General features: G+C 69.2%; 13 protein-coding genes. 6 read left to right on the top strand and 7 right to left on the bottom strand.

Annotated features, from left to right (window positions below):
• Positions 1 to 4: 4 nt before the first annotated feature.
• Positions 5 to 982, top strand: a complete 978-nt coding sequence (locus tag ACH413_RS20955) for an acetylxylan esterase (RefSeq protein ID WP_360035516.1) — start codon at positions 5 to 7, stop codon at positions 980 to 982.
• A gap of 9 nt (positions 983 to 991) precedes the next feature.
• Here the strand turns inward: ACH413_RS20955 and ACH413_RS20950 are convergent, their stop codons facing one another.
• Positions 992 to 1,681 (bottom strand): hypothetical protein, encoded by a 690-nt coding sequence (locus tag ACH413_RS20950; protein ID WP_360035519.1) that lies wholly within the window; start codon positions 1,679 to 1,681, stop codon positions 992 to 994.
• A gap of 161 nt (positions 1,682 to 1,842) precedes the next feature.
• Positions 1,843 to 2,826: a LacI family DNA-binding transcriptional regulator gene (locus tag ACH413_RS20945; protein WP_360035522.1), complete on the bottom strand. Its 984-nt coding sequence runs from the start codon at positions 2,824 to 2,826 to the stop codon at positions 1,843 to 1,845.
• 217 nt (positions 2,827 to 3,043) lie between these two features.
• On the opposite strand from ACH413_RS20945, the gene ACH413_RS20940 reads away from it, so the two are divergent.
• The 4 genes from ACH413_RS20940 to ACH413_RS20925 all read left to right on the top strand — a co-directional run bounded on the left by ACH413_RS20940 (position 3,044) and on the right by ACH413_RS20925 (position 6,212).
• Positions 3,044 to 4,045 (top strand): LacI family DNA-binding transcriptional regulator, encoded by a 1,002-nt coding sequence (locus ACH413_RS20940; RefSeq protein WP_360035525.1) that lies wholly within the window; start codon positions 3,044 to 3,046, stop codon positions 4,043 to 4,045.
• Between the two features lie 216 nt (positions 4,046 to 4,261).
• Positions 4,262 to 5,161, top strand: coding sequence for a cellulose binding domain-containing protein (locus tag ACH413_RS20935; protein WP_360035528.1), 900 nt, complete (start codon positions 4,262 to 4,264; stop codon positions 5,159 to 5,161).
• A gap of 191 nt (positions 5,162 to 5,352) precedes the next feature.
• A complete protein-coding gene (locus tag ACH413_RS20930; RefSeq protein WP_360035531.1) occupies positions 5,353 to 5,727 on the top strand; it encodes a hypothetical protein in 375 nt (124 codons plus the stop codon).
• Between the two features lie 5 nt (positions 5,728 to 5,732).
• The gene (locus ACH413_RS20925; protein WP_360036070.1) at positions 5,733 to 6,212 is read left to right on the top strand and encodes a roadblock/LC7 domain-containing protein; all 480 of its coding nucleotides are present in this window, start codon (positions 5,733 to 5,735) and stop codon (positions 6,210 to 6,212) included.
• Positions 6,213 to 6,216: 4 nt separating this feature from the next.
• Here the strand turns inward: ACH413_RS20925 and ACH413_RS20920 are convergent, their stop codons facing one another.
• The 5 genes from ACH413_RS20920 to ACH413_RS20900 are packed head-to-tail and all read right to left on the bottom strand — an operon-like array spanning position 6,217 to position 11,848.
• Entirely contained in the window at positions 6,217 to 7,758 is a 1,542-nt protein-coding gene (locus ACH413_RS20920) for a glycoside hydrolase family 43 protein (protein WP_360035534.1), read from the bottom strand.
• A 13-nt stretch (positions 7,759 to 7,771) separates the two neighbouring features.
• Positions 7,772 to 8,764 carry an endo-1,4-beta-xylanase gene (locus ACH413_RS20915; protein ID WP_360035537.1) on the bottom strand — a complete coding sequence of 331 codons (993 nt, stop codon included), beginning with the start codon at positions 8,762 to 8,764 and terminating at the stop codon, positions 7,772 to 7,774.
• Between the two features lie 18 nt (positions 8,765 to 8,782).
• Positions 8,783 to 9,598, bottom strand: coding sequence for a carbohydrate ABC transporter permease (locus ACH413_RS20910; RefSeq protein WP_360035540.1), 816 nt, complete (start codon positions 9,596 to 9,598; stop codon positions 8,783 to 8,785).
• A 1-nt stretch (position 9,599) separates the two neighbouring features.
• Positions 9,600 to 10,571: a sugar ABC transporter permease gene (locus tag ACH413_RS20905; RefSeq protein WP_360035543.1), complete on the bottom strand. Its 972-nt coding sequence runs from the start codon at positions 10,569 to 10,571 to the stop codon at positions 9,600 to 9,602.
• The gene (locus ACH413_RS20900; protein ID WP_360035546.1) at positions 10,571 to 11,848 is read right to left on the bottom strand and encodes an extracellular solute-binding protein; all 1,278 of its coding nucleotides are present in this window, start codon (positions 11,846 to 11,848) and stop codon (positions 10,571 to 10,573) included. The genes ACH413_RS20905 and ACH413_RS20900 overlap by 1 nt, the downstream gene beginning before the upstream one ends.
• A 122-nt stretch (positions 11,849 to 11,970) precedes the next feature.
• Between ACH413_RS20900 and ACH413_RS20895 the strand changes: the two genes are divergently transcribed.
• On the top strand, positions 11,971 to 12,984 hold the full coding sequence (locus ACH413_RS20895) for a LacI family DNA-binding transcriptional regulator (protein WP_360035549.1): 1,014 nt from the start codon (positions 11,971 to 11,973) through the stop codon (positions 12,982 to 12,984).
• Positions 12,985 to 12,986 lie beyond the last annotated feature (2 nt).

The raw sequence follows: 12,986 nt of genomic DNA, 5'->3' as shown, positions 1-12,986 counted from the left end.
CTCGATGCCGCTGACGGACGCCCCTCTCGACGAACTCGTCGGCTACCGCCCGGACGTGCAGGCGCCACCGGACTTCGACGAGTTCTGGGAGCGGACCCTCGCCGAGGCGCGCGCGGCCGGCGGCCCCGTGGAGACCGAGCAGGTCACCGATCGGCACCTGCTGCGCACCGTCGAGGTCGCCGACGTCCGCTTCCCCGGCTTCGGCGGCGACCCGGTGGCCGCCTGGCTGCTGCGCCCGCGTGGCAGCGACGGCCCGCTGCCCGTCGTCGTCACGTACCTCGGCTACAGCTGCGGTCGCGGCCTGCCCACCGACCACCTGCTGTGGTCCGCCGCCGGGTACGCCCAGCTCGTGGTCGACAGCCGCGGCCAGGGCCACGACACCCCGGATCTCGTGGCGAGCGGCGGCACCCAGTGGGTCAAGGGCTTCATGACCCGGGGCATCGACTCACCGGACGACTACTACTACCGGCGTCTCGTCACCGACTGCGTCCGCGCCGTGGACGCGGTCGAGCACCTGCCCGGCCTGGACCCGCGGCGGGTCGTCGTCGCGGGCGGCAGCCAGGGCGGAGGGCTGAGCATCGCCGTCGCCGGGCTGGCGCGGGACCGCGTCGCGGCCGCGCTGCCGGACGTGCCGTTCCTGTGCCACTTCCGGCGGGCGGCCGAGATGGCCGGCGAGGGTCCGTACGTGGAGATCGCGGAGTACCTGCGCTGGCACAGCAGGCACGGGGTGGAGCCGGCCTTCACCACGCTGTCCTACTTCGACGGTGTCTGCTTCGCGCGACGGGCGACGGCGCCGGCGTTGTTCAGCGTCGGGCTGATGGACCCGGTCTGCCCACCGTCCACTGTGTACGCGGCGTTCAACCACTACGGGGGCGAGGACCGGACGATGACCGTGTGGCCGTTCGCCGACCACGGTGGCGGGTACGGGTCCAACCCGGTCACGCAGCTGGAGTGGCTGCGCGACCGGGCTCTCGCACCGTGATCCCCTCTGTCAGCCGAAGGAGACGGAGTAGCTGTTGGTGGTGAAGTTGAGACCGCCGCTGGACGACGTGATCTCGTAGCCGAACTGCACGGCGCCGACCGTGACGTCACCGAACCAGCCGCGGTTGCGGATCCAGTCCATGACCGCCTTGACGTTGACCGTGCCGGACCCGGTGTTGGACGTGCGGACGAACGAGAACACCTGGTTCGCGCCGTTCGAGCCGCGGTGGACGTCCCAGGTGTGACCGCCCACCGACACCGTCGTCTCGCGCGCCCCGATCGGGCCGACGGGACCGACCTTGTTCATCCACAGCATGATCTCGTAGGCGTTGTTGCCGGCCCAGATGTCGTAGGCGGTCGTGTAGGCGCCGGAGTTCGGATAGGACACGTTGAAGCTGCTCGACAGGCTCCCGAGCGAGCTGAGCCGCCGGTTCACCTGCCGTTCGGAGTGCGGGTAGGCCTTGATCCCGCCGGTGTTGGGGTGGTTCGCCCAGACGCCCCAGTTGCTGTAGGAGTTGGCCCAGACCGTCTGCGGCCCGTACCCGTTGCCCCAGATGTTGTTGCGGACCGTGTAGCCGCCGTTCGACCACGTTCCCCACCTGTCCGAGGAACTCCAGGCCGCGGCGGACGCGGTGCCGGCCCCCAGGGAGACCGTCAGGGCGGCCGCCATCACGACGACAAACGCACGCACGATTTTCATCTTCGATTTTCCTTCCGCACACCGTTGAACGGAATTCGCGCCACCCGAGAAGCAGAAGCGATTCGCTGAATTCAACCTAACATCGAAATCATCGAACGCGACCGAGCGAAAAAATTCGACGGTGATTCACGGACAGGTGCGCGGCGAATCCGATTCTCGCCTCATCCCGTCCGGCTGAACAGTTTCGGCGGCAGCAACGTGAGCGCCGGGGGCTGTTGCCCGTTCAGCTTGGCCATCAGCAACTCGACCGCGCGCCGCCCCAGCACGTCGGCGGGCAGCCGCACCGAGGTCAGCCGCAGCTGTTCGGCCAGTTCGTCCGGGCAGATCGCGACCACGGCGACGTCCTCCGGCACGCGCCGCCCCTCGGCGCGCAGGCACTCCACGACCAGGCCCAGCACCGCCTCGTTGTGCACGACCAGCGCGGTCATCCGTGCCAGCTCTCTGAGCAGCGTCCCGACCACGGCACGTACGGCGTCACGGTGCCGTTCGGCGGGCAGAGCGGTCGACGCGACACCGCGCCGCATGGCCGCGGCGCTGAAGCCCGCGAGCGTGCGCTGCGCGAATCCCGTGTTGCGCGCGTAGACCGCTCCCGGCGCCCCGAGGAAGCCGATGGTGCGGTGCCCCAGTTCGACGAGGTGGTCGACGCACCGCGCGCCGGCCGCCTCGAAGTCCAGATCGACGCAGGTCAGGCCGTTCGACACCGCGGGATGCCCGAGCAGGACGGCCGGGCGGCCGAGTTCGCGCAGCACCGGCACGCGCTCGTCGTCCAGCTCCACGTCCATCACGAGGAACCCGTCCACCCTGGCGGTGCCGGCGACTCGGCGGAGTCCGGCCGCGCCCTCGTTCGCGGTCACCAGCAGCACGTCCATGTCGTGCTCGCGGGCGGTGGTGACGACCGAGGAGGCGAACCGCATCACGACCGGCAGGTGCACGCCCTCCCGCAGCGGCAGGACGAGGGCCAGCACGTTCGTCCTGCTGCCCGCCAGCGCCCGCGCCCCCGCGTGCGGCTGGTAGCCGAGCAGCCGAATGCTCTCCCCCACCCGCATTCGGGTGTCGGCCGAAACCGGGCGTTTGCCGGTCAGCACGTACGAAACCGTGCTGGGCGCGACACCCGCGTGCCTCGCCACGTCCACAATGGTGACCACGCCGACACCTCCGGTTCCGCAGCGCCTGAACCGAATTGAATCGAAGCGCTTCGAACGAGGTTTCCGAATGTGACACAGGCGAAACCCGCACGTCAAGCGCAGTGCGCCTGTTCGACGAGTTCGACCATTGTCGCGGCGGCGTTCGACAGCTGTTCGACCACACAGGTTCCACGCACTACGATGCTCGCGACGAACCGGCGCGACCCGAAGGGCGGGCATGATCACGATCAAGGAGGTCGCCCACCACGCCGGCGTCTCGATGAGCACGGTCTCCTACGTGCTGAGCGGCAAGCGCACCATCTCCGAGGAGACCAAGCGCCGCGTCGAGCAGAGCATCGTGACCCTGGGCTACCACCCGAACGCCGGAGCGCGGGCGCTCGCCTCGAACCGGTCGCGCGTGGTCGGCCTGGTCGTGCCGCTGCACTCCGACCAGAACATGCCGATCATCATGCGGTTCGTGTCGTCGATCGTGGCGCGCGCCCGTGACCACGACTACGACGTGCTGCTGCTGACCAAGGAGGCGGGTCCCGGCGAGGCCCATCGCGTCATCGCGCGGTCCATGGCGGACGCGATCGTCGTGATGGACGTCGAGAGCGCCGATCCCCGTGTTCCGGAACTGCGCGCCGTCGACGCGCCGGTGGTCCTGCTCGGCATGCCCGACGACCACGAGGGTCTGAGCTGCGTCGACCTCGACTTCGCCACCGCGGGAAGGCAGATGGCGGGCCATCTGGCGGAGCGCGGGCACCGCTCGATCGCGCTGATCGGCTCGCCTCCGTCGGTCTACGAACGCGGCACGAGCTACGCGGCGCGACTGCTGGCCGGATTCCAGGGCGAGACCGCCAAACGCGGACTGCTCGCCACGGTCCACTCGTGCGCGCCCGGCTTCGACGCGGTGTCCGAATGCCTGGACGACGTGCTGCACCCGGACCGCCGCACCACCGGACTGGTGGTGCACAACGAGGCGGTCCTCGGCCCGTTGCTGCTCGAACTGCGGCGCCGGTCGCTGGACGTCCCCGGCGACCTGTCGGTGATCACGCTGTGCCCCGACGACGTCGCGGCGAACCTGCCGGTCCCGCTCACCTCGATCGCCGTTCCCGCACAGGAGCTCGGCGCGATCGCGGTCGAGATGGTGATGGCCCGGCTGGGCCGCGAACTCGCGCCGGAGGTCCGTCTCCTCCAGCCGCTGCTCACCGATCGCGGCAGCACCGCCGCCCGCTGATCCCGCGCGTTCGCCGAGAAAAAGCCGGCAACGTTGTTCACCATTTCTGCGGTTACGCCGCGCGTTCGACGGCATTCGACTCGAAAGCGTCGAAGAACACTTTTCATTGATGCGAAAGATCTTCCGCGCTCCGCCGAAAGGTCGTAGCCTCCCGGGATCACATCGACCGTTCGGGCGAACTCCTCCTGGTGTTCGCCGCATCCCGGCAGAGGACCAATGACACGATCACGAGGCCACGCGCGGACCGCTCCGGGAACCAGACCCGGCAGGTGGCCGGCGATCGCCGTGGTTCTGCTGGTCGGCGTCGCCGGCTGCGGCGGGGAACCGGTGCCACCGGCCGTCACCTCGACGCCGCCCGCGTTCCCCTCGATCATCGAGCCTCCGCTCAGGACCGCGTACTCCGCGACCGTCCAGACCGTCGTGGACGTCCGGACCGTGCGGCTCTCCGACGGCGAGGAGGTGCGCGTCAAGGGCCTCGCCGCGCCGGACGCGTGCTGGACCGACGCGTCCACGACGTTCGCGAGGACGATGCTGCTCGAGAAGCCCGTCGAACGGACGCCGGACGGCGAACCCGTGGTGTCGCTGCGGCTGGCGGACGGCACCGACTACGGGCTGCTCGCGGTCGAAATGGGCATGGCGCGCAACGAGAACCCCGACGACCGCGCGATGCGGGAGGCGGAGGCGTCCGCGACCTCCAAGCGGCTCGGGCAGTGGGGCCCGCCCTGCGTCACACCCAGTGCCACCGCGCCCCCTGCTCCCACCGCGTCCACCACCGCCGCACCGCAGGCGCCGAAGCCGGTGACCGGTTGTTCGGTCGACTACGTCGTCACCCACACCTGGCCCGGTGGGTTCCGCACCGACGTCACCCTGCGCAACACCGGTGCCGCGGAGATCAACGGCTGGACGTTGCAGTGGACGTTCGCCGGCGGGCAGACGGTCTCCGAGATGTGGAACGCGACGCCGAAGCAGACCGGTGGGGACATCTCCGCCACCGCCGTGCCGTACAACGTCGCGATCCCCGCGGGAGAGTCGTTGCTGCTGGGCTTCACCGCGTCCGGGACCAGCACCACGCCCCGCGCCTTCACCCTCAACGGGCACGCCTGTTCGCTCGCCTGAGGTCCTTTGTAGAGACATGCGCCGTTTCCGTTCGATCCAAAACGGACTGTGCACTTCGCACGTTGCTCCGAACGGACCTGTCCTCCGCCCCGCCGTGGCGACGTAGGGTGATTCGATCACGCGGTCTGCCAGCGAATTTCCGGCAGATCGTCGCCGCGCGTGACCGGCCGGGTACGAGGAGAAGCAGTCGCATGAACATCGACACAGCGCTCAAGGAAGCCATGACGATCACCGGTGCCGTGGGTGCCGCGCTCGTCGACTACGACAGCGGCATGTCACTGGGCTCGATCGGTGGTGGCGACTGGCTGAACCTGGAGGTGGCCGCGGCCGGCAACACCGAGGTCGTGCGGGCCAAGCAGCGGGTGATGTCCGCGCTCAAGCTGAACGACGAGATCGAGGACATCCTCATCACCCTGCACCGCCAGTACCACCTGATCCGCCTGCTCACGACGGGCAAGCGGAGCGACTCGAAGCTGTTCCTCTACCTCGTGCTGGACCGGGAGCGCGCCAACCTCGCGCTGGCCAGGCACAGCCTCAAGTCCATCGAAGCCGACCTCACGGTGTGAGCGAGATGCACACCCAGTCGCCGCAGACGCCCGGCGGACTGCCCCTGCGCCGGCGCGGACCGTTGTCGGAGGCACCTCCCGCACCGGAGCGGCAGGTACCGGCGAGTGCCGTCGCGAAGCTGATGACCGAGGCGCTGGAAGAGGTCCACGGCAGCATGGACTCCGTGGCCATCAACGGCGTGCTGGTCGCGACGCGGGACGGCCTGGTGCTGTGCGGCGTCACGCGCGGCATCGAGGACGACGGTGTCGCCGCGATGGCCTCGGCGGCAGCGGGACTCGCGACCCAGTTCACCTCGCAGGCCGGGGTCGGCAGCCCGCGAGCCGTGTTCTTCGAGGGCGACTCCGGGCAGGTCGGCGTGTTCGGGGTCGACGCCGACACGCTGCTGGTGGTGCTCGGCGAGCGCGACACCACGATGGGCATGTTCAACGTCGTGGCCAAACACGCGTTGACCCTGCTGCAACAGGCGGTGGCGGCTCGCCGGTGATCGGTCAGCCGTCCAGGCTCCGGTAGGTGAAGCTGTCGAAGTCGGCCCAGTTCCCGCCGGAGCCGGTCGCGTGCAGTCCTATGTGGACACCGGTGAACCCGCCCGCCGCCTGCGTGCTGAGCACCCGTCCGTCGAAGGGCTCGCCGAGCGTCCGCCACTCCTCGGCACCGGTGGCGACCAGTGCCCGGTACTCCTGCCCGATCGCCTCGAAGCCCAGCCGCACCGCATCGCCGGACAGTCGCGTCGTGGCCAGCAGTTCGTCACGTCCGCCCGCCCGGCACACCAGGGCGACCTCGCGGCCGGCGCCGAGCAGGAGCCGGACGTGGTGGTCGTTGTTCTGCAGCAGCACCAGTCCCGCGGCGTCGGACGGGTCCGTCGGCGTGAACTCCAGCGCGCAGGAGGCGTGGAAGTCCTGGTGCTGCTGACGCCGCAGGACGAGACTCGGCGTGACCAGGTCGGTGATCGACTCCGGGCGCACGCGAAGCCGCAGGTGGCCGGGCCGGTCGGTCAGCGACCAGAACACCTCGTCCGGTGTGCGCAGGAACAGCCAGGCGGGATCGAGGACCGGTGCGTCGAAGTCGTCGGTCGGGTCGATCTCGGGCCACGGGTGCGCGGGCAGCGCGGGAACGTCGTAGCGGGCCTCGACGCGACCGGTGCCAGGACTGAACACCGGGCCGCCCGCCTCCCAGGACACCGGCACCAGGAACGTCTCGCGGCCGAGGTTGTAGTAGTAGCCGCCGTACGGCCGGGTCGCGAGCAGCACCGCGAACCACTGGCCTTCCCGCGTGCACACCAGGTCCGCGTGCCCGGTGGCCGCGATCGGGTGGTCCCGGCCGAGGTGGCGGTGGGTCAGCACCGGGTTGAGCGGCGAACCGCGATACGGCCCGGTGACGTCGTCGGCCGTCGCCACGACCACCGAGTGCTCGAAGTCGGTGCCGCCCTCCGCGCACAGCAGCACGTACTTGCCGTCCACTTTGTACAGATGCGGTGCTTCGAGCCACACGGAGTCGCGCATCGAGCCGGTCCACAGCACGTGTTCCTCGCCGATGAGCTCCAACGCCACCGGGTCGAACTCGCGCAACCAGACCTCGGTCTGACCGGACCGGCCGCCGGGCACCTCGCGGGTCGCCGTCCACCACGCGCGGCCGGTCTCGTCGAAGAACAGCGACGGGTCGAACCCGCCGGCCTCCGGCAGCCACTGCGGCTCCGACCACTCCCCGGCCGGATCGGTCGCCGTCACGACGAAGTTGCCGCTCTTGGCCGTGCCGTCGACCAGCGTGCAGACCACGTAGAACACGCCGTCGTGGTAGCGGATCGTCGGTGCGTACAGGCCACCGGAGGCCCGGACGCCCTGCAGCGGCAACTGGGACGGCCTGTCCAGCACGTGCCCGAGCAGCCGCCAGTGCACCAGGTCTCTGCTGTGGTAGATCGGCAGGCCGGGGAAGTACTCGAAGGTCGAGGTGACGAGGTAGTGGTCCGATCCCGCCCGGCACACCGACGGATCGGGGTGCGAGCCGGGCAGGATCGGGTTCTCGAACTGTGTCAAGTGGACGCTCCCGCTACGGGTTGAGCCTGGTGTACGCGGGCTTCGGCCGCAGGTTCTCGTCGAACAGGCAGGCCGCGCCCTCACCGGGGAACACGTCGGGCACCCACGAGTGCCGGTCGGTGAAGCCCCACGTGGTGAACTCGACGCAGCGCCGCACCGCGTGGCAGGCGTCCCAGACCTGGCCGAAGTAGCTCGCCTGCGCGTCCAGCTTCTCGGGCGTGACGGGCAACGGGATCCGCACGTCGGCCTCGGTGATCGCGACGTCCAGGCCGAGCGCGGCGAACCGGGCGATGTTCTCCTTCATGCCCGACGGGAAGCCGTACATCAGCGAGAGGTGTCCCTGGATGCCGACGCCGTGGATCGGCACACCCTGCCGTTTCAACGACTTGACGAGCTCGTAGGTCGCGTCGCTCTTCGGGTTGAGTCCCTCGATGTTGTAGTCGTTGATGTAGAGCTTGGCCTTCGGGTCGGCCGCGTGGGCCCAGCGCAGCGCGTCGGCGATGTAGCGGTCACCGAGCTTCTCCTGGAACACCGTCTGCCGGCGCGTGCCGTCCTCGTTGAACGCCTCGTTGACGACGTCCCACGCGCGGATCTTCCCGCGGAAGCGGCCTGCCTCGGTCCTGATGTGGTCCTTGACCACGGTCCGCAGCTCTGCGGCCTCCAGCCCGCCGACCCAGTCGGGCAGCTGGCTGTGCCAGACCAGCGTGTGCCCGCGCACGGTCTTGCCGGTCTTCTTGGCGTAGGCGACGATCGCGTCCGCGCCGGACCAGTCGTACTGGCCGCGGACGGCTTCGACGACGCCCCACTTCATCTCGTTCTCGGGCGTGACGCTGTCGAACTCCCGCGTCAGCACCTTCTTGTAGTCCGCCTCGGCGTTCAGGTGCTGGACGGCCACCGCACTGCCCACGTACCTGTTGGTGACGCTCTTCAACGGCCCTGAAGCCGAAGCGGGTACCGGCAACGCCAGCAACAGCACGGCAACACCGGCCGCTAATCGGGTTCGCATGAATCACTCCCTTGTGAGTCAGCCCTTCACTGAACCGGTGAGTCCCCCGACCATGCGGCGTTCGGCGAGCACGAAGAACGTGAGCGCGGGGATCATGGACAACGCGGTGAAGGCGAGGATTTTCGCGGTGTCCTGGGAGTGCTCGGACTGGAACATCGCCACGCCGAGCGGAAGCGTGAAGTTCGTGGAGTCGTTGAACACCAGCAACGGCAACAGGTAGAAGTTCCAGCTGGTGACGAACGCGAGCACGGACACGGTGATCAGCGCCGGCCGCGAGAGGGGCAGCAGGATCCGCCAGAAGAAGCCGAGCTTGGCCGCGCCGTCGAGCAGGGCGGCGTCCTCGAGCTCACCGGGGATCGCGTTCATGAACGGCCGCAGGATCACGATCGTGACCGGCAACGAGAACGCCGCCTCCGGGATCGCGACACCGAGCGGGTTCTCCAGCAGGTTCAGCTGACGCAGCCACAGGTACAGCGGCAGCGTCGCCACGCCGAGCGGGAACAGCAGGCCCAGCGTGAACAGCGTGTAGAACGCCTCGCGGCCCCGGAACGCGTAGCGGGACAACGCGAACGCCGCCATCGACCCGAGCACGACCGCCAGCGTCGTGGCGATCACCGCGATCAGCGCGCTGTTGCCGAGCAGGCGCCAGAACTGCGGTGAGGTCACCACCTCCCGGTAGTTGTCCCACACGAACGGGCCGGGCAACCCGGCCGGCGACGAGTTGATCTGGGCCGTGGTGCGGAAACCGCCCAGCACCACGAACAACAGCGGCACCACCGTCATGCCGATGACGGCGAACGCGGCGAGGTAGCCGATGGTGTTACGACGTGACATCTCAGCGCACTCCCGTCAACGCGCCCTGGGTGTCGCGACGCAGAGCGAACCTCTGGTACAGCAACGCGAACAGGAAGCAGATGATGAACAGGATCACCGCGACCGCGCTGCCGAAACCGAACTCGTAGCGCTTGAAGCCGTGGTCGACCAGGTAGGTGGCCATGGTCGACGACGCGTTGGCGGGACCGCCCAGCGTCATGATCCAGACCAGGTCGAAGAGCTGCAGCGACCCGATCACGGACAGGAACACCCAGATCCTGATCGTCGGTCCCAGCAACGGGAGCACGACGTGCCGGGTGGTCTGCCAGGCACTCGCGCCGTCCAAAGCGGCGGCCTCCCGCAGCTCGGGGGGAACGCCCTGGAGACCGGCCAGCAGCAGGATCACGCCGAAACCGATGTACTTCCACGTGATCACCACGAAGAGCGTGTAGAGCACGAGCGACTGGTCGGCGAGCCACAGCTGCACGAGGCCGCCCAGGCCGACGCTGCGCAGGATCTCGTCGACGAACCCGCCCGGCTGCAACATGAGCAGCCAGATCACCGCGGTCACGGCCTCGGACAGCACGTACGGCGCGAAGACCACCATCCGCAGGAACGTCCGGCCGCGCAGCTTCCGGTTGAGCAGCAACGCGAGCCCGATGCTCAACGGCAGCTGCACGACGACGGACAGCGTGGCGATGATCAGGTTGTGCCCGATGGCGCCCTGGAAGACGTCACCGGAGAAGGCGTCGACGTAGTTGTCCAGCCCCACGAAGTCCGTGAGCGGGCCGAAGCCGTTCCACGAGTAGAGGCTGTAGTACCCGGCGACGCCGATCGGGATCAGCACGAACCCGACGAACAGCACCAGTGCCGGGGTCAGCAGGAACGCGAGCTCGAGGCGGGGGCGTAGTCGGGAACGCCGCCGGGTGCCCCCGGCCGCTGGCGCGTGCGGCACGGGGGCGGTCGGCGGCCGCGTGGTGATCGCGGCACTCATCATTTGTTCCCGGCTGCTGCTTCGCTCACCGATTTCACGATGGTGTCGGGTCCGCCCTGACCAGCGAAGAAGTTCGCGATGGTGTCGTTGAGGGCCTGACCGACCTTGGTCGGGAACGCGGTGTCGAAGTAGAACTGGACGAACGACGCCTTGGTCATGGCCTCGGCGATCTGCTTGTGCGGCTCGCTCTTGAGCGCGGCCACACCGGCAGGGGTCACCGGCAGACCGGAGTTGGTCTCGGCGAGGATCTTCTGCACGTCGTCGCCGACGAGGTGCCCGAGGAACTCGGCGCACGCCTTGGCCGCGCGGGTGGTGCAGGAGAACCCGTCACCACCGCCGAGCAGCACGCTCGGATCGCCCTGCCCGCCCGGCACGCTCGGGAACGGGAACCAGCCGATCTTCGAGCCGAGCTCCTTGTCCTCGGTGAGCGCCTGCATCACGTCGGGATCCCAGTCGCCCTGCAGCTCCATTGCCGCCTTGCCGTTGGCCACCAGGCCCGCCGAGCTGCCCGCCCCCTGCTGAGCGGGCGTCCCGACGAACCCGTCCTGGAACGGTTTCGTGTCCAGGAAACTCTTGAGGTTCTCGCCGGCCTTGAGGAAGCACGGGTCGGCGAGTTCGGTCTTCTCGACCGCCTTCTTCAGGGTGTCGACCGAGCACTGGCGCACCGCGAAGTAGGCCCAGTAGAACGCGTCGGGCCAGCGGTCCTTGCCACCGAGCGCGATCGGCACGACGCCCGCGGTCTTCAGCTTCGCGACGGCCGCGTTCAGCTCGTCCATCGTGGTCGGCGGCGCCGTGACCCCTGCCGTGGCGAAGACGTCCTTGCGGTACCAGAACCCGACGGCGTGCATCAGGTACGGCGTGCCGTACTGCTTGCCGCCGACCTTCCAGCCGTCGGCGTTCTTGGCCAGCGGGCCGATCCAGCCCGACGAGGCCTGCGTGATGTCGGCGATCTTGCCGGACTTCAGCTGGTCGGCGAGCGCTCCGCCGCCCCACTGCTGGAAGATGTCCGGCGGCGTGTTGCCCTGCAGGGCGAGCGGCACCTTGGTCTGGAACTGCTCGTTCTGCAGCGGTTCGATCGTGAACGAGGTGTTCGGGTGCGCCTTGTGGAAGTCGTCGGCGATCTGCTGCCACTTCGACTTCATCGGCTCGGTGGTCCGGTTGTGCCACCAGGTGAGCGTGACGGGACCTTCGGTGGAGGCATCACCGCCGCCACCGCTGCACCCTGCCAGCGCGAGTGCCGCGGCGGCGAAGAGGGCAAGGGGCTTTCTGGAACGCATTTCTGGTCCACTCCTGACGACGTCGGCCGAGTTGGACTGCGTGTGTTGGGGCCAGAGACTCCCGCCAAATCGGCTCCGTGTCAATCGTTGTCGATAACGTTTTACACGGCTAGCCTGACCCGGTGCCTCCACGCTCTCGCGTCACGATCAAGGACGTCGCCGCTCAGGCCGGCGTCTCGGTAGCCACCGTGTCCAAGGTGCTCAACCAGCGGTACGGCGTCTCCGCGGAGACGTTCGCGCGGGTCACGGCCGTGATCAAGGATCTGGGGTACGAGGCGAGCCTGGTCGCGCAGAGCCTGCGCAACCACCGCACGAACGTCATCGGGATCCTGGTCGCCGACATCGAGCCGTTCAGCACCGAACTGCTCAAGGGCGCGGCGGATGCCATCCGCGGCACCGGTTTCGAGCTGGTGGTGTACTCGGCGGGCGGCCGCACCGGCGACCCGCAGGGCTGGGAACAGCGCTACCTCACCCGGCTGAGCGGCACCCTCGTCGACGGCGCCGTGCTGGTCACGCCGGCCGTCGACCTCGAAGGCCTGCCCGGCACCCCCGTCGTCGCCGTCGACCCGCACACCGGTCGGGCGGCACTGCCCACCGTCGACTCCGACAACCTGAACGGCGGACGGCTCGCGACCGAGCACCTGCTCGCGCTGGGCCACCGCCGGATCGCGATGCTCACCGGCCGCGCGGACCTGAAATCCGCGCAGCAACGCGAAACCGGCTACCGGGGAGCGCTCGCGAGCGCGGGCGTCGAGGTGGACGAGAGCCTGGTCTGCCGCGGCGACTACGACGCGGACGTGGCCGCCGCGTCCACGCGGTCCCTGCTCAGCCGGCCCCACCGGCCCACTGCCGTCTTCGCCGCCAACGACACCACCGCCATCGCGGCCATCGCGGCCGCCCGCGAGCTCGGGCTGCGGGTGCCGGAGGACCTGTCGGTGGTCGGCTTCGACAACATCCCCGAGTCCGCGCTGTGCACGCCGCCGCTCACGACGGTGGAGCAGCCGATCCGCGAGATGGGCCACCGCGCCGTCGAGTTGCTGGTGCGGCTCATCAACGGCACCGAGCCCGGCGACACCCACATCACCCTGGGCACCGAACTGGTCGTCCGGCAGTCGACCCGCCCACTGACCCCCTGAGG

Source organism: Lentzea sp. NPDC020367, assembly GCF_044387305.1.
Lineage (GTDB): Bacteria > Actinomycetota > Actinomycetes > Mycobacteriales > Pseudonocardiaceae > Lentzea.
Note: the sequence above shows the minus strand (reverse complement) of the source record. Positions and strands in the feature narration are given on the sequence as shown.

Excerpts from the sequence above, each read along its gene's own strand:
- ACH413_RS20940 (WP_360035525.1), top strand. The coding sequence starts at position 3,044 with ATGATCACGATCAAGGAGGTCGCCCACCACGCCGGCGTCTCGATGAGC.
- ACH413_RS20900 (WP_360035546.1), bottom strand. The coding sequence starts at position 11,848 with ATGCGTTCCAGAAAGCCCCTTGCCCTCTTCGCCGCCGCGGCACTCGCG.
- ACH413_RS20935 (WP_360035528.1), top strand. The coding sequence starts at position 4,262 with ATGACACGATCACGAGGCCACGCGCGGACCGCTCCGGGAACCAGACCC.
- ACH413_RS20930 (WP_360035531.1), top strand. The coding sequence starts at position 5,353 with ATGAACATCGACACAGCGCTCAAGGAAGCCATGACGATCACCGGTGCC.
- ACH413_RS20910 (WP_360035540.1), bottom strand. The coding sequence starts at position 9,598 with ATGTCACGTCGTAACACCATCGGCTACCTCGCCGCGTTCGCCGTCATC.
- ACH413_RS20905 (WP_360035543.1), bottom strand. The coding sequence starts at position 10,571 with ATGAGTGCCGCGATCACCACGCGGCCGCCGACCGCCCCCGTGCCGCAC.
- ACH413_RS20915 (WP_360035537.1), bottom strand. The coding sequence starts at position 8,764 with ATGCGAACCCGATTAGCGGCCGGTGTTGCCGTGCTGTTGCTGGCGTTG.
- ACH413_RS20955 (WP_360035516.1), top strand. The coding sequence starts at position 5 with ATGCCGCTGACGGACGCCCCTCTCGACGAACTCGTCGGCTACCGCCCG.
- ACH413_RS20925 (WP_360036070.1), top strand. The coding sequence starts at position 5,733 with ATGCACACCCAGTCGCCGCAGACGCCCGGCGGACTGCCCCTGCGCCGG.
- ACH413_RS20950 (WP_360035519.1), bottom strand. The coding sequence starts at position 1,681 with ATGAAAATCGTGCGTGCGTTTGTCGTCGTGATGGCGGCCGCCCTGACG.